A 21,061-nucleotide genomic window follows, 5' to 3' on the forward strand; every position below is an offset into this window, starting at 1 on the left:
GCTCCGTCTAAGCGCTCCGCTTCGGCCTGAGCAGAGAGTTCAGGCGGTGCGCAGCGCGATATAGGCGGCCGTCGCGCCCAGCATGCTCGCCGCGCCCCGGTTGAGGATCATCAGCGCCTTCGGCCGGCGCAGGAACTGGCGTGCCCGGGACGCGAGCACGATATAGGGGATCAGCACCGAAAGCAGCACCACGAAGGTGGTCAGTACGAGAAAGATGTAGTCGCGCGGTCCGATGGCACCGAGATCGATCAGCGTCGGCACCAGCGCGACATAGAACAGCATCGTCTTCGGATTGCCGAGCGTCACCAGAAGCCCCGAGAGGAAGGCGAGGCCCGGAGACGTGCGCACCCGGTTTTCCTCCACATCCTGCGCCATCAGGCCCGACATCCAGAGTTTCCAGGCGATGAAGCCGAGATAGAGTGCGCCGAGGATCTTGATGACGAGGAAGGCCGTGGTGAAGGTCTGCGCCACATAAGCGAGACCGAGGACGACGCCCGTGAGATAGACGAGATCTCCCAGCACGAGGCCAAGGCCCATCAGGAACGTATCGCGAAAGCCGGAGCCGAGCGCTCGCGCGACGATCGCCGTCATGCCGGGACCGGGAATGGCCGCCGCAACGAAGAGGGCCGCGGCATAGGCAAGAAGACTGGCGAGGGTCAAGGAGAGAGCCTTTCCGCTGATGGCCGCTGATGGCCCGGTGAGCTTCCGGAGTCTTTTCGGCACACGCGCATCTGTCTGGTTCGTTCAGAACCAGAAAGCGCTCGTCTTCGCTTTTTTCCGTTGTTTTTCTAGAAAAACGCTTCGCCTTTTGCCGTTAAGACTCTAGCGCCTTTCCTCCGTGTCGCCAAGAGCCAGCGCCCGCCGCAGGCTTTGTCCGGCCCGATCGAGACGCTGCTGCGCGGTGGCGCGATCCGGGACGCCCGAGGCGAGGAGGACGGCGAGCTTGACGGAGCCGCCAGCCACTTCGAGATGGCGCACGGCCTCAAGCGGATCGACGGAGGCGATAGCGGCCACCATGCGGGTGGCGCGCTGGCGCAGCTTTGCATTGTCGGGCCGAAGATTGACCATATGGCCATCATGGACATGGCCGAGCCCGATGCCGACAAGGGTGGAAATCATGTTGAGCGCGATCTTCTGGGCGGTGCCCGCGCCCAGGCGCGTCGAGCCGGAAATCACCTCGGGCGGCGTTTCCAGCAGCACGGCGACATCGGCCATCTCGAACAGCCGCGCGCCGGGATTGTTGGCAATGGCCACGATGGTGGCGCCGCCCTCCCGCGCCGCCTGCGCGCAACCGAGCGCATAGGGTGTCCCGCCGCTGGCGGAGACGATGAGGATGCAATCCCCGGCACCGACGCCCGCCTGCTCGGTGTCGCGCACGCCAAGGTCGCGATCATCCTCATAGCCGCCCGTAAGATCGGCAAGGCTCGCCGTGCCGCCGGCGAGGAGAACGACGACCGAAGGCTGTGCGAGACCGTATGTGCCCGGCAGTTCGAGCGCATCGACCATGGCCATCAGCCCGGAACTGCCGGCACCGGCATAGACGAGGCGGCCACCGCTTCCCAGCGCCTCGGTGGCGAGAGACGCCGCCCGCGCCAGCGGCTCGATGGCCGCATCGACCGCGCGCGCCGCGGCCTGCTGGCCTTCCGCCAGAAGCTTCAGGATCGCGACTGGCTCCCGCGTATCGAGATCCTGTGCTTGCGCATGGCCCTCTTCCGTCCTGTTCGCCACGCGACCCTCCCTGCATCACAAGTCCAAATGAATACCAATAGGCCACCGGAAATCAAGAGCGTCGCGTCAATCCAAAGCGCAATGCAGAATCCCAAGCGGCTAGCCTGATGAATTTACCCGATAAAAGTGGCTTTCCACATTTTGTTGATTTTCGTCTTGGTAAATGGTCCTTTTTTGGTATTATCGGGCCGGAGGTTTTCCATGGGTCTTTATCGTGTCGGAATCGATGGTGGCGGGACGCGGTGCCGGGCAGCGGTGGCCGGCGCGGACGGCCGTCTTCTCGGGCGCGGCATCAGCGGTGCTGCCAATATCCTGACCGATCCGGAAACAGCGCTGGCCCATATCCGGCTGGCGACGGAAGCGGCTTTCCAGGAGGCGGGGCTTCCCATGTCGGCGATCGCCTCGGCGTCCGCCGTCCTTGGTCTCGCCGGCAACAATGTGGCCGAGGCCGTGTCGTTCATCGCCGGGCGTCTCCCGTTTGCGCGAGCGCAGATCGTGTCCGACGTCGTGATCGCGCTGCAGGGCGCGCTCGGCGACCGGGATGGCGCGGTGGCAAGTCTCGGAACGGGCACCGTCTACAGCATTCGGCAAAAGGGCGGGATCTCCATGCTCGGCGGTCACGGCTTCAAGGTGGGCGATCTTGGCAGCGGCGCGCGGCTGGGGCAAGGCCTTCTGCAGGAAGCGCTGCTCGCCCATGACGGCATTCGCCCGTCCTCTTCCCTGACCGAGACGGTGCTTGCGGCGTTCGGCCACTCGACGGCGGCCATCATCGCCTTTGCCCATACCGCGCATCCGGCCGATTACGGCCGCTACGCGCCGAGCATTTTTTCGGCCGCCGACGCAGGCGATGCCGTCGCGATCGACCTCGTGCGGGCGGCTGCGCAGCGGATCGACCAGACGCTCGACGCCATCGTCGCCCGCGGCGTCGAAACTGTCTGCCTCGTCGGCGGGCTCGCGCCGCTCTACAGGCCCTGGCTGGCCGAGCGGCCCGGCATCGCGTTCGCCGAACCGCGCGCAGACGCGCTGACGGGAGCCGTGGCACTGGCGGTCCAGGGCTTGCCCACGGACACGTCTTCGAAACAGGTGGAGGCGACGCAATGAGCGATCACCTGGCGCATCTCCTGCCGCTCGAAGGCCTGCAGGGCGCGGGGGCCGGGCCCCTGTATCTCAAGCTGCGCCAGTCTCTCGAAGAGGCGATCCAGTCGGGGAAGCTCAACCATGGCGACGCGCTGCCGCCGGAGCGCGACCTTGCCGAATATGCCCAGATCAGCCGGGTCACCGTGCGGAAAGCCGTGGACGATCTCGTGCGCGACGGGCTTCTCGTGCGCCGTCACGGCTCCGGCACCTTCGTCGTCAAGCCGCTGGCGCGCGTGCAGCAATCCCTTTCGCGCCTCACCTCCTTCACCGAGGACATGGCGCGGCGCGGGCTGACCACGCGGGCCCAATGGATCGAGCGGGGGCTTTTTGCCGCCTCGCCGGACGAGATGATGACGCTCGGCCTGCCGGCCGACGCGCTCGTCGCGCGGCTCGGGCGGCTGCGGATCGCCGACGACATGCCGCTTGCCATCGAGCGGGCCAGCATCTCGGCGGAATTTCTGCCCGATCCGATGCGGGTCACGACCTCGCTCTATGCCGAACTCGACACGTCGCACGCCCGCCCGGTGCGCGCGGTGCAGCGGATCTCGGCCTGCGGGCTGAAGGATCCGGACGCCGCGATGCTGGGCGTTGCCAGCGGGTCGGCCAGCCTGTCGATCGAGCGCATCTCCTATCTGGCCTCCGGCCGCGTGGTGGAGTTCACCCGTTCGCTCTATCGCGGCGATGCCTATGATTTCGTGGCTGAACTCAGCCTTTCCGACACCTGAAGCGGCTCCACGCGAAGACGGCCTTTAAGGACATGCACGACATGACGACCGACCAGACCCATATGCGCCGCGAGATCAACGAGATCCCGGAAGCTGCCGCCCGTCTTCTCGAAGGGTCCCGCAATGCGCTCGATGCCGCGGGTGCGGCACTGGCCGCGCACGATCCGGCCTTCCTGGTGACCATTGCCCGCGGTTCGTCCGACCATGCCGCCCTGTTCCTGAAATATGCGATCGAACTGACCACGGGGCGCCCCGTCGCCTCGCTCGGGCCGTCGCTCGCCTCGATCTACGGCGCGAAGATGGCGCTTTCCGGCGCCGGCTCGATCGCCATTTCGCAATCCGGCAAGAGCCCGGACATCGTTGCCATGGCCGAGGCCGCAACCAAGGCCGGCGCCGTTACCATTGCGCTCACCAATACGCTGCCCTCGCCGATCGCCGAAGCGAGCACCCATCCGGTGCATATCATGGCCGGCCCGGAGATCGCCGTCGCCGCGACCAAATCCTATGTCAACTCGATCATCGCCGGTCTCGCCGTTCTCGCGGCCTGGACGAAGGATGCGGCCCTCGACCGCGCGGTGCGCGAGCTGCCCACCCATCTTGCCCGTGCCGTGACGCTCGACTGGAGCGCGCTGTTCGACGGGATCGGAACGTCGGATTCGCTCTATGTGCTCGGCCGCGGACCGGCGCTCGCCATCGCCAGCGAAGCCGCCCTGAAGTTCAAGGAAACGTCCGGTCTGCATGCCGAGGCCTATTCTGCAGCCGAGGTGCTGCACGGGCCGGTGGCGCTCGTGGAGAAACGCTTTCCGGTTCTGGGTCTCGCCGCGCGTGACGCAGCCGAGGCCTCCGTCACCGGCATTCTCGACGATCTCGCCGGCAAGGGCGCGCGGGCCTTCCTGACCGCGGACGCCCATGGCCGCGCAGCACCTTTGCCCTTCGTTGCGACCGGACATCCGCTGACCGACGCGCTCTGCCTCATCCTCCCCTTCTACGGCTTCGTGGAGGCATGGTCGCGCGCCAAGGGCTTCAACCCCGATCAGCCGGCAGCGCTGAAGAAAGTGACGGAAACGCGATGAACGCACAGCGCGACGACACGGCCTTCGCCGTTACCGGTGCCCGGATCTTCGACGGGCAGGACTGGCATGCCGGACAGGCGCTCCTCGTCGGCGCCGGCGTCGTGACCGGCATCGTCGCGCTGGAGGCGCTGCCGGAGGGAATCGAAACGGTTTCCGCCAAGGGGCAGATCCTGGTGCCCGGCTTCATCGACCTGCAGGTCAATGGCGGCGGCGGCGCGCTGCTCAACGATGCGCCGAGCGTCGATGTGATCCGCACGATCTGCGCCGCGCATGCGCGCTTCGGCACGACGGCTCTTCTGCCGACGCTCATCACCGATACGCCGGATGTGCGCAGCCTTGCGATATCGGCCGCGCGCGAGGCGCGGGCTGCAGGCGTTCCCGGTTTCATCGGCTTGCACCTCGAAGGCCCGCATCTGTCGGTCGCGCGCAAGGGCGTCCATGACCCCGATCTGATCCGGCCGATGGAGGCCGACGATCTCGACGTCATCCTCGCCTGCGCTTCGCTGTTCGATGCCGTCATGGTCACGGTGGCGCCCGAGAATGCGACGCTGGAACAGGTGGCGGCCATGAGCAAGGCCGGCATCACCGTCAGCCTCGGCCACACGGCTGCCGACTACGAGACGGTGGCGACCTATGCGCTGGCCGGCGCGCGCACCGTGACCCATCTCTTCAACGCCATGAGCCCGCTCGGACATCGCGAGCCCGGCTGCGTCGGCGCGGCGCTCGATCTGGGCACGCTGCATGCCGGGATCATCGCCGACGGGTTTCACGTCGATCCGGTGTCGATGGGCATCGCGTTGCGGGCAAAGGTCGGGCCGGGCCGCATCTTTCTGGTCACCGACGCCATGTCGACCATCGGCTCGGACCAGACCAGATTTCTGCTCAACGGGCGCGAGATCTTTCGCCGCGAGGGCCGGCTGACGCTGGTCGACGGGACGCTGGCCGGTGCCGACATCGACATGCTGTCCTCCGTCCGCTTCGTGCACCGGACGCTCGACCTGCCGCTCGGCGAGGCGATCCGGATGGCATCCGCCTATCCCGCCGACGCGATCGGCCTTTCGGCCGTCAAGGGTCGGCTTCTGCCGGGGCTCGATGCGGACTTCGTTCTGCTGACGGACGATCTCGACATGGTCGCGACCTATATCGGCGGCCATGCCGTGTTTTCGGCCTGAGGCAGCGATTTTCGGTCAGAGCGCGGCCTTCAGTGCCCGGACGACAGCGGCATCGGTCCGCCGCGCGGCCTCAGGCGCAAAGCCGAGGTCCACGAGGCGGCGGTCGGCTGTCGGAACCGAGACCGAACAGGAGGCGTGAACCTCGCGGACGCTGGTGGCGAGCACAGGCCCGACGGTCGAGAGCGTGACGCCGGAGCCCGGCATGATCGACAGGCGCCCATCTGCCCTGCGGACAAGATCCGCAATGGCCGCGATGCCGTTTGCGGCCGTCGTCTCGCCGCCCGAGGTGAGAATGCGCTCAAAGCCGAGATCGATCGCCGTCTCCAGCGCGGCCGCCTGATCCGGCACGAGATCGAAGGCGCGGTGGAGGGTGCGTCCCAAGCCATTCGCGCGCTGCGCGAGACGGGCGAGCCCGGCGGCATCGAGGGTGCGGTCGCCAAGGCTTGCGCCAAGAACCACGCCGGCCAGACCGGCCTGCCGTGCGGCATCGATCTCCGCTTCCATCATGGCGATCTCGGTCTCGTCAAAGACGAAATCGCCGGCACGCGGACGGATCATCGCATAGACCGGCACGGACATGCGGCCGGCGAGCCGCATGAGACCGGCCGACGGCGTCAGGCCGCCGAGCGCCAAAGCGGAGCAGAGCTCGATCCGGTCGGCGCCGCCGTCCACCGCGGCCACGAGACCCGCGGCGTCATCAACGCAGACTTCGAGCAGAACGGGGCTCATCGGTCATCTCCCGTGAGTGCGAGCAGGGCAGCACCGATCAGGCCGGGTTCGATCCGGCATTCTCCCGGCACGACCAGCGGACGATCGAACTTGCGCAGAATGCGGGTGCGGACGGTCCGGTCGATCGCCTCGATCAGCGATGTGACGCCCGACAGGCCGCCGCCGACGGGCACGATGGTCGCACCGGTGATGTTGATCGCGAGCGCCAAAGGCGAGGAAACAAGATCGACCAGCACCTCGATGGTGCGGGCGGCGTCCGGATCGCCGGCCTGCCAGCGCGCGGTGATGTCGTGGCTCGGCAGCGTCTCCTTGTGAAGCGCCTGGTGAAGCCGCTCCATGCCGCGCGCGGCACCGATCGTGTCGACGCAGCCGCTCTGACCGCAGCCGCAGGCAAAGGCGGGAATGGCGACCGGCGGGTTTCCGGCCGTAGCGGCGACGGCCGGGCCATGGCCCCATTCGCCGGCAAAGCCGCCCTGGCCGTTGATCAGCCGTCCATTGGCGACAAGACCGCCACCGACGCCCGTGCCGAGAATGACACCGAAGACGATGCGGTGTCCGCGTCCGGCACCGAGCCCGGCTTCGGCGAGCGCGAAGCAATCCGCATCATTGGCGATCAGGACCGGCATCTGAAGTCGGTTGCCCAGATCGCGGGCAAGCGGCCGCTGGTCGAGGCAGGGAATATTCGCGACCGTGATGGCCTGCGTCTCCGGATCGACCACGCCGGCAATCGACAGGGCGATGCGCTCCGGCCGGATGCCGGCCTCGGCGAAGGCATCCTCCAGCGCGGCGACGAAGGCATCGAAATCGTGCAGCGGCGTCGGCCGGCGTGTCAGCGGACGAATGTCGTCCGGCGAGGTGGCGACGGCACCCTTGATGGCGGAACCGCCGATGTCGAAACAGACGATCATGCCTCACCCCTTATGATGTGTTCGGCCGCGAGCGCGACCGACAGGAGCCTGCGATCTTCCCCCTGCGGCGCCGAGAGAAGGAAACCGGCCGGCATGCCGGCATCGCCCGTTCCGCAGGGGATGGAGATGCCGCAGCCATCGAGGAAGTTGCCGACCAGCGTGTTGCGCAGCGTCCGGAAATTCGTCTCCACGAACAGCGCGTCGTCTGCCAGAAGCGGCGCGATCGGCGGAGCGACGTGGGGCAGCGTCGGGTGGGCGAGCAGGTCGCGCGGGCCGAGCATGCCGGAAAAGGCGGCGATCATCTTTCGGCGAGCGGCGGTCAGGGCGATATAGTCGGCCATGGCCGTCTTCTCGCCCATGCGCGTGCGGACCACGACGCGTGGGTCCATCCTTTCCGCATCCGGCCCCGCGAGCCGCTCGCGATGAAGCGCGAAGGCTTCGGCGGTCACGAGAGCGCCATGACGGGCAAAGAGCTCGAAGATCTCGGCAAAGAGCGGCACCGGCCGGTGCTCGATACGCGCCCCGGCAGCGGCAAGACGCGCGAGCGCTGCCTCGAAAGCCGCGACGACGCCGGGCTCCGCTCCATCGAACATCACGGTCTGCGGCACGACGAGCGTCAGCCCGTCCACCTCGCCGCGGCCAGCCTCTGGCACGCTCACGCCGCGCATGGCGGCATCGACCCAGACGGCATCCTGCACCGTCCGGCAGAGGGGCCCGAGCGAATCGAGGCTTGCGGCCAAGGGAAAGACGCCGTCCATGGCATAACGGCCGCGCGTTGCCTTATAGCCGACGATGCCGTTGAGGGCTGCGGGAATGCGGATGGAGCCGCCCGTGTCGGTGCCGATCGCAACCGGCACGAGGCCGGACGCCACGGCCACGGCCGAGCCGGAGGAAGAGCCACCGGGAATGCGCGGCACGTCGGTGGAGGCCGCATTGGCGGGCGTGCCGTAATGCGGGTTGATGCCGAGGCCGGAAAAGGCGAATTCGCTCATATTGGTCCGCCCGACGGCCACCATGCCGGCAGCGGCAAGTGCTGCGACGACGGCGGCGTCCTTCGTCGCCGGCCCTTCGTCGAGCACGACCGAGCCCGCCCGGGTGACGGCACCTTCCGTGTCGAACAGGTCCTTCCAGGCGACGGGGATGCCATCGAGAAGACCGCGCGAACGGCCGGCTCCCAAGCGCAGACGCGCGGCCTCGGCCTCCCGCAACGCACGTGGCCCGAGAACCTCGGTAAAGATCGCCGGGTCGGCCGCGGCGATCCGGTCGAGCACCGCTTCCGTCAGCGCGACCGGGTCGAGCGCACCGTTCTGGAGGAGCACGGCAAGGCTGGCGACGGAGAGATCCGTCCGGATATCGTTCATGGGGTGCTCCGACGAGATTGCTGCTCTCTCCTACTGCATTCTCACGAAAACCAAAATCGGCCGTGGTGATTTCTGCGGGACTGCGAGCGGGGGAGCGCCGGGAAGAGCATGGTATCGACAGGCTTCTTGCGAGGACGGCCAAGGCGCTCTACATCATCTGTTGCGCTGCAGCATGCGCGTCGATCCTGGAGCCGCCGGATGATCTTTCACGCCGCCCGACTGTCATTGGCCAATCTTTTCTCACCGGAAACGCGCGCCGCGTTCTGGAAGACGCTGGGCCTGACGATCCTTGCGCTCGTGCTGCTCTGGCTCGGTCTTCGCGAGAGCTTCGTCTATTTCGTCGCCCCGCTCGTCACCGAGATGCTGCCGGGCACGCCGGAATGGGCCGGCTGGTTCACCTTCATCCTCATCATCCTCGCCAGCATCGGGCTGGCGCTCGTGCTGGCCCTGCTGCTCGCGCCGGTCACGGCGCTGATCGCCGGGCTCTTCCTCGATGATGTTGCGGAGGTGATCGAGACCCGGGATTACCCGAACGAGCCCGCCGGCCGGTCCCTGCCGATCGGCGAGGCGATCCGCGGCACGCTGAAATTTCTCGGCGTCGTGATCGTCGGCAATCTGATCGCGCTCTTTCTACTGCTGGTGCCGGGTATCAACCTCGTCGCCTTCTTTCTCGTCAACGGCTACCTGCTCGGGCGGGAATTCTTCGAGTTTGCCGCCATGCGGTTCCGGCCGCCCGAAGAAGCCCGCGCTTTCCGCTCCAAGCACCGCACGACGATCTTCCTCGCGGGGCTGCTTCTCGCCGCCTTTCTCGCGGTTCCGATCGTCAACCTGCTCACCCCGCTCTTTGCGGCCGGGCTGATGGTGCATCTGCACAAGGCGCTTTCGGCGCGCGATCCCGAATTCGGCTATCCCCGCATCCGCCCCTCGGTACGCCCGCCTCTGCAAAGCACTTCTCTCTAAGCCAACCCGGCTGGGACATGGTGCAATCTATAGGAATGGATGGCATCCGAAGATCAACCAAAAGGGGTGTCTTCCAACTCGTCTGTCTTTATTTGCTCGTTTTTTCTTACGACAGCAGAAAACAGAATAGAACGTCGCGTTCCATTCTCGACTTAGTAATGTCTTAAAAATCTTAGCGTATAAGATCGTTTGGTCCCCGAAACACGCGGGCGGACAGACAGCGTTCGCTTCCTTGCTGATGCGCTGTTGTGGAGGCGCGTGTGCAGGGAGGCGGTGAGGAAAAAGCGGCATGGTGAAACGTATCGAGAGGCACGAGGCTCGGATCGGCATGTTCATCGAGTCGCTCGAGGGATCCTGGCAGGACAACCCGATCGGCCAGCGCCGCTTCCTTCTGACATCGGATACCCAGGTCGATCTCATCAAGAACAGCCGGATCACCGGCATCTACATCAACCTTGCCAAGGGTGTCGATGTCGATGGCTCCAGCCGTGGCCTCGCCAGTGTGCCCTCGCCGAACCCTTCCCCACGAAAACGGTCGCTTGCGGAGGAGCGCAAGGCCACCGCCAAAATCGTTCAGGCCTCGGTCAAGCGACTCGAAGGTGCCTTCGATCGGAGCCGAAGCGGCGAGCCGATCGATATCGAGAGCGTGTCCGAGATCGTCGGCGACATATCGACCCAGATCGGCGACAGCCCGGCCATCCTGCTCGACATCACCCGCCTGAAATCGAAGGACAAGGTGACCTTCGTGCATTCCGTCGCGGTATCGGCGCTGCTCGTGCATTTCGCACGGCATCTGCAATTCGAGGAGCCGCTCGTGCGGGTGCTCGGTTTTGCAGGCCTCGTGCATGATATCGGCAAGCTGGCGATTCCCACCGAGATTCTCAACAAAACCGCCGCCCTCACTGCGGAGGAACGCGATGTCATCATGCAGCACCCGGCCGTCGGACACGATATCCTCAAGCGGCAGGGCAACCTGCCGGGCGTCGTGCTCGACATCTGTCGCCATCATCACGAGCGCATGAACGGCAAGGGATATCCGGACGGCATCCCCGCTGCCGATCTTTCGATCTATGTCCGGATGAGCACGATCTGCGACGTCTACGAGGCCGTGACCTCGGTTCGGCCCTACAAGAAGCCCTGGTCGTCCGCCATGGCCCTCTCCTGGATGCTGCAGCATGGCGATCATTTCGATCTTCAGCTGCTCTGGAAGTTCATCCTCAGCCTGGATTCGGAACTGACCCGCGGCGTGGCCTGAAAACCGGCCGAGGCCGGTGAAGAAAATCCTCACATTCCCCATCCGACCGCTTTAAGGTGTCCCTGTCACAATCAGGACGGATACCCGCAAGCCGATGAAGAATACGCGTCTCTTTTCCAACATGGGTGGCCTGCCGGGCCAGAGCGAACTCCTCTCCAGCAAGGCGGTGTTTACCACGGCCTATGCGGTCATTCCCGGCAGCGTCATGCGCGACATCGTCACCAGCGTGCTGCCGCACTGGACGGGAACACGCGCCTGGATCATCTCGCGCCCGCTGACCGGCTTTTCCGAGACCTTTTCGCAATACATCATGGAGGTGGCACCGGGCGGGGGCAGCGACAGGCCGGAACCCGATGCGCGCGCCTCCGCCGCCATCTTCGTGGTGGACGGGGAGATGGTCATCACCTTCGAAGGCGAGGAGAAGGCCCTTCGGACCGGCTCCTTTGCCTATCTGCCCGCCGGACGGGCCTGGACGCTGAAGAACACGGGCGAAGTGCCGGCAAAATTCCACTGGGTGCGCAAGGCCTTCGAGGTGGTCGATGGGCTCGAAGCGCCGCCTGCCGTCTTTACCCATGAAGACGACTGCGAGATCAGCGCCATGCCGGATACCGACGGTCGCTGGGCGACGACACGGTTCCTCGATCCGAACGACGTGCGCTACGACATGCATCTGAACATCGTCACCTTCGAGCCGGGCGCGGTCATTCCTTTCCTCGAAACGCATGTGATGGAACATGGGCTCTACGTGCTGGAGGGCCGGGCGGTCTACCGGCTGAACGAGGACTGGGTGGAGGTGGAGGCGGGCGATTATATGTGGCTGCGCGCCTTCTGCCCGCAGGCCTGCTATGCCGGCGGCCCCGGGCGCTTCCGCTACCTGCTGTACAAGGATGTCAACCGGCACACCAAGCTCTGGTAGCGGCCAGCGGCCACCCCATCTGCCTGGCGCCCATCTGCCTGGCGCCCATCTGCCTGGCGCCCGTCTGCCTGGCGCCCGTCTGCCTGGCGAACGACGTTCACGCCCATCGCCTCGATGTCATGGGCTACCCCAAGGGAAAGTGGCAGGCGACCTGGCGCTCCGCGGAGATCGCCGAAAGCACTGGGCGAACCTGACGGCAGATGTCCTGCGCCTGCGGACAGCGGGTCGAGAACTTGCAGCCGGCCGGCGGATCTAGGGGGCTCGGGATTTCGCCGGAAAGCAGGATGCGGTCGCGGCGGCCGCGATTGTGCGGCTGCGGGATCGCCGACAGCAGGGCCTGTGTGTAGGGGTGGCTCGGACGCGCGTAGAGCGCATCAGTCTCCCCTGTCTCGACGATGGAGCCGAGATACATGACGGCCACGCGGCTCGAGACCTGCCGGACGACGGCGAGATCATGGGCGATGAAGACGTAGGTGAGGTCGAGCCTTTCACGCAGATCGCTGAAGAGGTTGACGATCTGCGCCTGCACCGAGACGTCGAGCGCGGAGACAGGCTCGTCGGCCACGATCAGCTTCGGCTCGACAGCCAGTGCGCGGGCGATGCCGATGCGCTGGCGCTGGCCGCCCGAGAACTCGTGCGGGTAGCGATCGAGATATTCCCGGCGCAGGCCGACGAGGTCCATAAGTTCGCCGAGGCGATCCTCGATGCCGGCGCCTTCACGGATGCGGTGAACCTTCAGCACTTCGGCCAGCACGTCGCGCACCCGGCGGCGCGGGTTGAGCGAGGCGGACGGGTCCTGGAAGATCATCTGGACCTTGCGGCGCACCGGTTTCAGCGCGCGTGCATCCGCCTTGGTGATATCGGTGCCCTCGAAGCTCAGCGTGCCGCCATTGATATCGTAAAGGCGCGTCAGGCAGCGGCCGAGCGTAGATTTTCCGCTGCCGGATTCGCCGACGAGGCCGAGCGTTTCCGCCGGAAAGACATCGAGGCTGATATTATCGACCGCGTGCAGCGTGCGCCCCGAGCCGGGCTTCATTGTCCGCCCGACGGTGAAGGTCTTGACGAGCGACCGGGCCGACATCAGCGGAGCCGGGGACGAAGGAGAAAGCCCGAAAGCTTCCGGCGCTGCGGATACCGGGTTCGAACGGTCGGACGGCATCATGCGAACTCCTCCGCAGACAGGACGGTGCGGCGGAGTGCGGCGCGCTCCGGCTCCTCCAGAATGCACAGAGCGGCCTGCGTGCCGATCTTGCGCAGCGGCGGCCGCTCCAGACAGGCGGATCGGGCAAAGGCGCAACGCGGCGCGAAGCCACACCCCTCGCCGATCCTGTCGGGTGTCGGCGGCATGCCGGGAATGGATTTCAGCCGGGCGAGACGCGGGCCGGTCAGGGGCGGGATGGAGCCCATCAAGCCCCAGCTATAGGGATGGAGCGGGCTTGCGAACATCGCTTCCGTTTCGCCGCGCTCGACGATACGGCCCGCATACATCACGGCAACGCGGTCGGCGACCTCGGAGACGACGCCCATATCATGCGTGATCAGGATGATGGCGGAGCCGAAATCCTTGCGCAGACGCAGCAGCAGATCGAGCACCTGCGCCTGTACGGTCACGTCGAGCGCCGTGGTCGGCTCGTCCGCCACCAAGAGGGCGGGATTGCAGGAAAGCGCCATGGCGATGACGGCGCGCTGGCGCATGCCGCCGGAAAGCTGGTGGGGATAGCGGTCCACCGCTTCCTGCGGATTGGAGAGACCGACCTCGCCCAGAAGCTCGACGGCGCGTTTTCTGGCGGCGCGGGCGGAGATCTTTTCATGGGCGCGGATCTGCTCGGCGATCTGCCAGCCGATCGTGTAGACGGGGTTGAGCGCCGTCATGGGGTCCTGCGAGATCAGGCCGATTTCCCGGCCGCGGATGCTGCGCAGCTCGCCGGGGCTGAGATCGAGGATGCCGCGGCCGCGGAAGGAGACCATGCCCTCGACGCGCGTCGTCTTGCGATCATGGAGGCCGAGCAGCGAGAGCAGCGTCACGGACTTGCCGGAGCCGGACTCGCCGACGATCGAAAGGATTTCGCCCTCGCGTACGGAGAAGGAGACATCGCGGACCGCCCTGACCATTCCCCGGTCGGTGGCGAAGGAGACCGTGAGGCCGTTGACGTCGAGGAGGATGGGTTTTTCCGCAGAGGTCATGGCTTCAGCTTTCCCGCACGCGCGGATCGATGAGGACGTAGACGACATCGACCAGCGCGTTGGCCACCACCACGAAGAACGAAGCATACATGACGGTCCCGAGGACCATGGGCAGGTCGAGGTTGAGCAGCGCCTGATAGGTCAGCCGTCCGACGCCGTTCAGCCCGAACACGACCTCCGTGAGCAGCGCCGAGCCGCCGACGAGCACGCCGAAATCGAGACCGAACATCGTGACGAAGGGGATGAGCGAGGTGCGCAGCGCATGGCGGACCATCACGCGCGCAGGGCTGAGGCCCTTGGCGCGGGCGGTGCGGATGAAGTCCTCCTGATAGGCCTCCACCAGATTGGCGCGCAGAACCCGGCCGTAGATGCCGATATAGAGAGCAGCCAGCGTGAACCAGGGGATGATCAGCGTCTTGAACCAGCCCCAGGGGTCGGTGAGCAGCGGCTTGTAGCCGAGCGAGGGAACCCAGGAGAAGAAGATCGTGTCGTGAAAGCGGCTCTGGGTGATGAGGTTCATGACCTCGCCCAGCCAGTAGACCGGCATCGACACGCCGATCAGGGCCAGCACCATCAGCCCGCGATCGAGCAGCGTATCGCGCGCGAGCGCCGCCACCACGCCGACGAGAATGCCGCCGATGACCCAGAGCACGGCGGCACCGGCCACCAGCGACAGGGTGACGGGTGCGGCCTGGGCGACGGCCGGCACGATGCGCAGGCCGCGGTTGACGAAGGAGGTCAGGTCCTGCGTGACGAACAGCCGGTTCATCATGATGACGTACTGGACGGGCAGCGGCCGGTCGAAGCCGAAATCCTTGCGGATCGCCTCCACCGTCTCGGGCGAGGCATTGCGTCCAGCCAGCCGTGCCGCCGGATCGGAGCCCGGCGTGGCGAAGAAGATGAGGAAGACGAGCGCGGAAATGCCGACCATGACGAAGAGCATCTGACCGAGGCGCTGGAGAACGGCAAAGACCATCGGCGTTCTCCTCAGACCAGTTTCGTGCGCGGATCGAGCGCATCGCGGATGCTGTCGCCGAGCACGTTCAGCGACAGGACGGTCAGCGCGATGGCGATGCCCGGTGCAAGCGCCACCGCGGGGCGGGTGTAGAGCAATGTCTGCCCGTCCTGGATGATCGTGCCCCAGCTCGCATCCGGTGCCTGCACGCCGATCGACAGGAAGGAGAGCGAGGATTCCGTGATAATGTTCAGCGCCATCATCAGCGGTACGAAGACGATCAGCATGGTGGAGACGTTGGGCAGGATGTCGTTGACGAGGATGCGCCAGGCGGGAATGCCAAGGCCGGTGGCCGCCAGCACGAACTCGCTCCGCTTCAGCGCCATCACCCGGCCGCGCACGGGCCGCGCGACATAGGGCACATAGATGATGCCGATGATGACGATGGGCAGCAGGAGGCTGTCGCCGGTGATCTCGATCGGCCCGATGACGATGCCGTGCGACAGGAGCACGATGGAAAGCGAGATGGCGAGAAGATAGACCGGAAACGCCCAGAGGATGTCGAGGATGCGCGAGAGGATCTGGTCGGTGATGCCGCCGAAGAAGCCGGCGGTGATGCCGATGATCGCGGCCAGCACGAGACAGATGACGGTCGCGGACGTCGCGATCAGCAGCGAATTCCGCCCGCCATAGAGAAGCCGGGCGGCAACGTCGCGTCCCTGCGTATCCGCACCGAGAAAATATTGCGCGTTATAGGTCGGGCCGATCGGCGTGACGCCGAGACCGAGCCCCTCCGTCGAGGCCTGCATGACCTTGACCCGCTTGCCATCGACCGTGATGCGCGCCGACAGGTTGGAGCGGAACGGGTCGCTGGCGGCGACATAGCCGGCATAGAGCGGGGCCGACAGGCTGGAGAGGACGATGAGGACGAGCACGATGGCGGCGAGGATCGTCGGCTTGTCGCGCCGCATCAGCAGCCAGGCCCGACGCCAGGGGCCCGCACCCGCCCGCCGGCCGGTGTCTTCCTCCAGACCAAGGGACGGCAGACCAAGGGGCGGCACTTCGGGAACGAAGGCCTCTGTGGACGCGATGTCGGACGGAATGCTCATGTCATTTCCTGCAGGCGTCTGGCGGTCGAGAGCCGCGCGGTCTTGGCGGGAACGTCCGGCGGCGCCGAGCCTTCATGGGCCTGCGCCGCCGGATTGTCGTTACATCACCGGAGGGTTACTTCACCCACGACTGGGAGATGAACCAGCGGTTCTGCTTGTTGAACACGTAGTTCCCGAGGCGGGCAGAGGTGAAGTTGACGCTTTTCGGCGTGAGGAGCGGGGCGAGCGGCGCCTGTTCCATGAAGCCCTTGTCGATCTCGGCCCAGATGGCATTGGCGGCATCCTGATCGGTCAGCGCCGTGGTCATCGCCTGCTTCATCTTGGCGTCCAGCTCCTTGTTGCAGTAGCCGGCAATGTTGATGGAGGCGTCGGAGCCCTTGTTGAACGAACTGCAGGACAGGAGCACGTTCAGGAAGTTCGAGGCCGCAGGATAGTCCTGGTACCACTGGCTGACGCTGATCTGGACGTTGTTATTGGTGTTCTGGATATAGGTGAACTGGATATTGGGCGAGATCGCCTTCATCGAGGCGTCATAGCCAAGCTCGGTGAGGACGCTGGCGATATAGGTGCCGATGCCGCGGGCGACCGCATTGTCCTCGGCGATGACGGTGACCTTCTGGCCCTTGGTGCCGCTTTCGTCCACCAGCGCCTGCGCCTTCTCCATGTCCGGTTCGGACCAGGTTTCGCCGGGCGACTTCGTATAGAGGCAGCTGTCGACATGGCCGGGGAAGTCCGGCGGCAGGATCTGGCAGACCGGCTGTCCGAGAACGTCGCCGCCGAAGAGGCCGACGAGCGCATCGCGATCCAGCGCATAGTTGACCGCCTGGCGCACCTTCACATTGTCGAAAGGCGCAAGGTTGGTGTTCATCGGCGCGTACCAGAAGGCCGCCAGCGGATCGATATGGACCTGGCTGGCATATTTCGCGCCGATTTCCGGCAGACGGTCGGAGGGCGGCGTGTCGAACATCCAGTCGATCTGGCCGTTGATGATGGCGTTGATCGCCGCTTCCTCGGTCAGGCCGAACTTGTAGACGACCTCGTCGGGATAGCCGTCCGGCTGCGCATCGACGCTCCATTCCTTGAAGGACGGGTTGCGCTTCAGCACCATTTCCGAATTCGGATCGTAGCTCGCGATCATATAGGCGCCGGTGCCCGGGATCGGCGTGGTGCCGGCGTCCGTCAGCGGCGCATCGGCCGGCACGATCGAGGCGTGGGGTACGGCGAGCTTCGAGAAGATTTCGGCGTCCGGCGCGACGAGGTTGATCGTCACCGTGCCCGCCGAGTCGTCGCCGGTCACGCCGCCTTCGAGCGTGCAGGATGCGGCATCCGCGATGCATTTGTCGGCGCCGACAATGCCGTTGTAGAAGCTGCCCGTGGTCGGTCCCTTGATCTTGAAGATACGCTGGAACGAGGCGACGACATCGGACGGCGTGACCTCCTTGCCGTTCGAGAACTTGATGCCCTTGCGGATCTTGAAGACGTAGGTCTTGCCGTCATTGGTCGGCTTCGGCACCTCCTCGGCGATCGAGGGCACGATCTCGAAGCCATCGCTGCCGCCCGCCTGCTTGAACTTGACCAGACCGTCATAGGTCATCTGGAAGACCTGCCAGAACTGGGCCGTATAGTTGATCATCGGATCGACCGTGCCGGCAGCCGAAACGGCGGCGAGCGTGATCGTCCCGCCGCGATGCTCGCTCATGAGGGCCGCGCGATCCTGCGCCAGGGCGACACCGCCCAGCGCCGTCTGGGCGAGGAGGCAGGTCGCGAGCATCGCGCCTGCGTGTCGGGTAAGCTGTTTCAGATGCATGGTCATGATCGTCGTTCCCTTGTTATTATGGCTTTTGCGTTATCCTGCGTGTCGATGGTCCTGCCGGGTCTTAAGGTGCCTTTTCCTCGAGAAAGGCGCCCACGACGGCCATCGTTTCCTGCCGCTCCTCGACATGCGGCATGTGGCTGGACTGCTCGAAGATGGTCCAGCGCACGTCGGGGATCTCGTCGGCATAGGGCTGGACGCAGGCTTCCGTCGCCTCGTCGAAGCGGCCGGAAATCAGGAGCGTCGGGACGGCGATGGTGGACAGCCGGCCGACGATCGACCAGTCCTTCATGGTGCCGATGACGTGGAATTCGTTGGGGCCGTTCATCGTGTGGTAGACGGTTGGATCCGCCGCGATCGCATCGAAGGTGCGCTGGACCTCCGGCGGCATCGGCACGACGCGGCAGACATGGCGCTGATTGAAGACGTCGGTCGCCGCCATGTAGTCGGCACTGTCCGTCGTTTCCGCCTGCTCATGCTTCAGCAGCGTCGCCTGCACGTCCTCCGGCAGCTCCCGGCGCAGGCGGTTGGCTTCCGAAATCCAGGTGTGCATGGAGGCCGGCGAATTGGCGATGATCAGCGCCTTCAGGCCGTCCGGCCGGTCGACGGCGAATTCTGCGCCGAGCATGCCGCCCCAGGACTGGCCGAGCAGGCAATAGGCCTGGCGGATGCCGAGATGGTCGATGAGGTTGTGAAGCTCCGCCTTGAAGAAGGCAACGGTCCAGAAGTCGCCGCCTTTTTCCGGAAGATGGGTCGACTGCCCGTTGCCCACCTGGTCGTAATGGATCACGGCGCGGCCGGTGGCGGCGATGTCCTTGAAGCTATCGACATAATCATGCGTGCAGCCCGGGCCGCCATGCGCGACGATCAGAGGCGGCTTCGGCGAGGACAGGTCGCCTGTGACCCGATACCAGGTCTGGTACTCGCCATAGGGCGCAAAGCCTTCGATGATCTCCATTTTTTCCCTCTCCTCTGTTTTTCAGGCACCGCTGCGGGTGCGTTTGTCGTTGCGGCAGATGGCCTCGGCCGCGTCTTCGATGGTCATGCCCCAATCCATGGCGACGGAGCGCAGCCGCTTCCAGGCCGCCGCTTCGCCGCCGCCTTCGTTCTGGAGCAGGTGCAAAATGGCACGCACGACGATCGGTCGCTGGCGCAGCCGGTCTTCCAGCACTCGGATATCGTCGGCCTGGGCGCGAACCTGCTGATAGGCATGGGCCGCGATGAGCAGCGCGCTGTAGGCACCGGTCGAGCCGATGGGTTTCAGCAGATGGGCGTTGGAGCCCTGGTCCAACGCCCATTCGATCCGTCCCGGCGCTTCCGAGCCGATCAGCGCGATGATGGGCATGGGGGCAAACCCCCGCGGCCAGGGAAACTGCCCGTCATGCCCCATGTCGGCATCGAAGAAGACGACGTCGGCGGACGCCTGCGCCTCGTCGAGATGCGGCCAGGAGACCGTCACCCGGATCTGCAGAAGTTCGAGCTGGCGTCGCAGCGCATCCACCAGAGGATGCTCCCGGTGCAGGATCACGGCATGCCATTGAGCGAGGGGCGGCCGGGTGCGATGCGTCATTTGACCACCTTCAAGGCAGCGGGGACGACGGGCAGATCGGCCCTGATCCCGGCGCGCACGAGAAAGGGGTCGGCGACGATGGCATCCTCGGCGCTCTCAACCAGCGCGAAGCCGCCCGTCTCGTCGGACAGGCCCAGATGCGGCCGCAGCGCAGCGTGATGGGTCTTCCGATCGATGCGGATCGGCCCGGCCGGCGTGTCGAAACTTCGGGCCGTGACGACCTTGCGGATCGCATCCGGCGCGTCCGTGCCGGCGTCCGAGATGGCGCGCGTCAGGATCGACATCGCCATGTAGGCCGAAAAGAAGGGCGTGGTGATGCGCCGGCCGGAGCCGTGCCGCTCCGCCATTCGCGCCTTGAATGCCCGGTTTTCCGGCGTTTCCAGCCGATCGAAATAGATCGACGTGGACAGATGACCACGACGGGCGGAGGGTGCGAGGCCTTCGAGATCGCTTTCCGACATATTGCAGGCGACGATCGGCGGCGCGTCCGTCGCATTCTCGCGATCGTCGCCATAGGCGGCGATGAAGGCGGCGGCAGACTGGCCGACGAGATTGCTCAGGATGAAATCCGGCTTCTTCTGGCGGATCTCGGTGATCAGGTGATCGACCTCGATCGAGCCGAGCGGCACGTAGCGGTCCGAGACGACCTGCCCTCCGGAGGCTTCCATGCGCTCGCGGGCGATGCGGCTGATCTCCCAGCCCCAGATATAGTTGGAGCCGACGGTGAAGGCGCGCCGCCCGAAGCGCGGCAGGACATGATCGAACAGGGGCAGCAGATGCTGGTTCGGACAGGCGCCGAGATAGATGGCGCTGTCGCTTGCCTCGAAGCCTTCATAGGGAAAGGCATACCAGAGAAGCGCGCCGTGCCGTTCGACAACGGGCAAAACGTCCTTGCGGCTCCAGGATGTGATCGTGCCGATGATGTGGCGACATTTTCGCTCGCGGATCGCCGATTCCGCAAGGACGGCGTAGTCTTCGGCGCGGCCGCAGGGATCGTCGATCGTGGCGACGATCGAAAAGCGCGACGCCGGATCGGTGTTGACCTCGGCAATCGCCGCCATGGCCCCGTCCACCGCATCCCGGCCGAGAGCCGCATAGGGGCCGGTGGTCGAATAGAGGATGGAAACGGGAATGGCGGTGCGGCTCATCGATGCTGCGCCCTTCTCTGTCCGTCATGCCTGCCACTGTGCTTCACGACCGTCCATCCCCTTGTCGGCTTCCAAGCCATGATGACGGGTAACGTCACGTCGACAAACAAAAAAAGCCCCGAGTCGCTCAACGCGATCTTCGGGGCTCGATTGCCGTCGGCGTCTTCCGCCATCTGTTGACCTGAGGTTACGCCGAGGGCGGATTGCAGTCAATCCCGACCCCTGCTTGTTTTTTGATCATCGAACCTGACGCAGCCCGAAAAGACTGGTTCTCCGCCGGGGCGGCCGGTATAAGAGGTGCGGGCGTGTGCTGCGTGC

The 21,061-nt window shown here is 65.6% G+C and carries 20 protein-coding genes; 7 read left to right on the forward strand and 13 right to left on the reverse strand.

Features of this window, described 5'->3' with window-relative positions; genetic code table 11:
* Positions 1-39: 39 nt before the first annotated feature.
* Positions 40-660, reverse strand: coding sequence for a LysE family translocator (locus tag ASG39_RS13925; RefSeq protein ID WP_062595527.1), 621 nt, complete (start codon positions 658-660; stop codon positions 40-42).
* 162 nt (positions 661-822) lie between these two features.
* The gene (locus ASG39_RS13930) at positions 823-1,728 is read right to left on the reverse strand and encodes an N-acetylmuramic acid 6-phosphate etherase (protein WP_062595528.1); all 906 of its coding nucleotides are present in this window, start codon (positions 1,726-1,728) and stop codon (positions 823-825) included.
* Positions 1,729-1,929: 201 nt separating this feature from the next.
* Here ASG39_RS13930 and ASG39_RS13935 point away from each other — a divergent pair, with 201 nt between their 5' ends.
* The 4 genes from ASG39_RS13935 to nagA are packed head-to-tail and all read left to right on the forward strand — an operon-like array spanning position 1,930 to position 5,835.
* Entirely contained in the window at positions 1,930-2,829 is a 900-nt protein-coding gene (locus ASG39_RS13935; protein ID WP_062595529.1) for a BadF/BadG/BcrA/BcrD ATPase family protein, read from the forward strand.
* Entirely contained in the window at positions 2,826-3,590 is a 765-nt protein-coding gene (locus ASG39_RS13940) for a GntR family transcriptional regulator (protein ID WP_062595530.1), read from the forward strand. The genes ASG39_RS13935 and ASG39_RS13940 overlap by 4 nt, the downstream gene beginning before the upstream one ends.
* A gap of 41 nt (positions 3,591-3,631) precedes the next feature.
* Positions 3,632-4,663 carry an SIS domain-containing protein gene (locus ASG39_RS13945; protein WP_062595531.1) on the forward strand — a complete coding sequence of 344 codons (1,032 nt, stop codon included), beginning with the start codon at positions 3,632-3,634 and terminating at the stop codon, positions 4,661-4,663.
* Entirely contained in the window at positions 4,660-5,835 is a 1,176-nt protein-coding gene (gene nagA / locus ASG39_RS13950; protein ID WP_062595532.1) for an N-acetylglucosamine-6-phosphate deacetylase, read from the forward strand. Before ASG39_RS13945 ends, nagA begins: the two co-directional genes overlap by 4 nt.
* 15 nt (positions 5,836-5,850) lie before the next feature.
* On the opposite strand, the gene ASG39_RS13955 is transcribed toward nagA, so the two are convergent.
* From ASG39_RS13955 to ASG39_RS13965, 3 genes are read right to left on the reverse strand one after another with little or no spacing between them, the layout of a single operon-like run.
* A complete protein-coding gene (locus tag ASG39_RS13955; protein WP_062595533.1) occupies positions 5,851-6,564 on the reverse strand; it encodes a copper homeostasis protein CutC in 714 nt (237 codons plus the stop codon).
* Positions 6,561-7,472, reverse strand: coding sequence for an ROK family protein (locus ASG39_RS13960; RefSeq protein ID WP_062595534.1), 912 nt, complete (start codon positions 7,470-7,472; stop codon positions 6,561-6,563). Before ASG39_RS13960 ends, ASG39_RS13955 begins: the two co-directional genes overlap by 4 nt.
* Positions 7,469-8,833 carry an amidase gene (locus ASG39_RS13965; RefSeq protein WP_062595535.1) on the reverse strand — a complete coding sequence of 455 codons (1,365 nt, stop codon included), beginning with the start codon at positions 8,831-8,833 and terminating at the stop codon, positions 7,469-7,471. Before ASG39_RS13965 ends, ASG39_RS13960 begins: the two co-directional genes overlap by 4 nt.
* Before the next feature lie 198 nt (positions 8,834-9,031).
* Here ASG39_RS13965 and ASG39_RS13970 point away from each other — a divergent pair, with 198 nt between their 5' ends.
* From ASG39_RS13970 to ASG39_RS13980, 3 genes are all read left to right on the forward strand, one after another.
* A complete protein-coding gene (locus tag ASG39_RS13970; RefSeq protein ID WP_062595536.1) occupies positions 9,032-9,793 on the forward strand; it encodes a sulfate transporter family protein in 762 nt (253 codons plus the stop codon).
* A 289-nt stretch (positions 9,794-10,082) separates the two neighbouring features.
* A complete protein-coding gene (locus tag ASG39_RS13975) occupies positions 10,083-11,048 on the forward strand; it encodes an HD-GYP domain-containing protein (protein WP_062595537.1) in 966 nt (321 codons plus the stop codon).
* Positions 11,049-11,142: 94 nt separating this feature from the next.
* A complete protein-coding gene (locus ASG39_RS13980; protein ID WP_062595538.1) occupies positions 11,143-11,964 on the forward strand; it encodes a bifunctional allantoicase/(S)-ureidoglycine aminohydrolase in 822 nt (273 codons plus the stop codon).
* A gap of 124 nt (positions 11,965-12,088) precedes the next feature.
* On the opposite strand, the gene ASG39_RS13985 is transcribed toward ASG39_RS13980, so the two are convergent.
* The 8 genes from ASG39_RS13985 to ASG39_RS14020 all read right to left on the reverse strand — a co-directional run bounded on the left by ASG39_RS13985 (position 12,089) and on the right by ASG39_RS14020 (position 20,743).
* Complete coding sequence (locus ASG39_RS13985) at positions 12,089-13,123, reverse strand: oligopeptide/dipeptide ABC transporter ATP-binding protein (protein ID WP_200943893.1); 1,035 nt, start codon at positions 13,121-13,123, stop codon at positions 12,089-12,091.
* Positions 13,123-14,148, reverse strand: a complete 1,026-nt coding sequence (locus ASG39_RS13990; protein ID WP_062595539.1) for an ABC transporter ATP-binding protein — start codon at positions 14,146-14,148, stop codon at positions 13,123-13,125. The genes ASG39_RS13985 and ASG39_RS13990 overlap by 1 nt, the downstream gene beginning before the upstream one ends.
* Before the next feature lie 4 nt (positions 14,149-14,152).
* Positions 14,153-15,124 carry an ABC transporter permease gene (locus tag ASG39_RS13995; RefSeq protein WP_062595540.1) on the reverse strand — a complete coding sequence of 324 codons (972 nt, stop codon included), beginning with the start codon at positions 15,122-15,124 and terminating at the stop codon, positions 14,153-14,155.
* A gap of 11 nt (positions 15,125-15,135) precedes the next feature.
* Positions 15,136-16,212 carry an ABC transporter permease gene (locus tag ASG39_RS14000; RefSeq protein WP_082477236.1) on the reverse strand — a complete coding sequence of 359 codons (1,077 nt, stop codon included), beginning with the start codon at positions 16,210-16,212 and terminating at the stop codon, positions 15,136-15,138.
* A 115-nt stretch (positions 16,213-16,327) separates the two neighbouring features.
* Positions 16,328-18,025: an ABC transporter substrate-binding protein gene (locus ASG39_RS14005; RefSeq protein WP_244481229.1), complete on the reverse strand. Its 1,698-nt coding sequence runs from the start codon at positions 18,023-18,025 to the stop codon at positions 16,328-16,330.
* A 64-nt stretch (positions 18,026-18,089) separates the two neighbouring features.
* Positions 18,090-18,983, reverse strand: a complete 894-nt coding sequence (locus ASG39_RS14010) for a proline iminopeptidase-family hydrolase (protein WP_062595541.1) — start codon at positions 18,981-18,983, stop codon at positions 18,090-18,092.
* Between the two features lie 21 nt (positions 18,984-19,004).
* Positions 19,005-19,595 carry an ANTAR domain-containing protein gene (locus ASG39_RS14015; RefSeq protein ID WP_062595542.1) on the reverse strand — a complete coding sequence of 197 codons (591 nt, stop codon included), beginning with the start codon at positions 19,593-19,595 and terminating at the stop codon, positions 19,005-19,007.
* Positions 19,592-20,743, reverse strand: coding sequence for a transporter substrate-binding protein (locus ASG39_RS14020; RefSeq protein WP_062595543.1), 1,152 nt, complete (start codon positions 20,741-20,743; stop codon positions 19,592-19,594). Before ASG39_RS14020 ends, ASG39_RS14015 begins: the two co-directional genes overlap by 4 nt.
* Between the last annotated feature and the right edge of the window lie 318 nt (positions 20,744-21,061).

The sequence above is a fragment of the Rhizobium sp. Leaf371 genome, assembly GCF_001424045.1.
Classification (GTDB): domain Bacteria; phylum Pseudomonadota; class Alphaproteobacteria; order Rhizobiales; family Rhizobiaceae; genus Ferranicluibacter.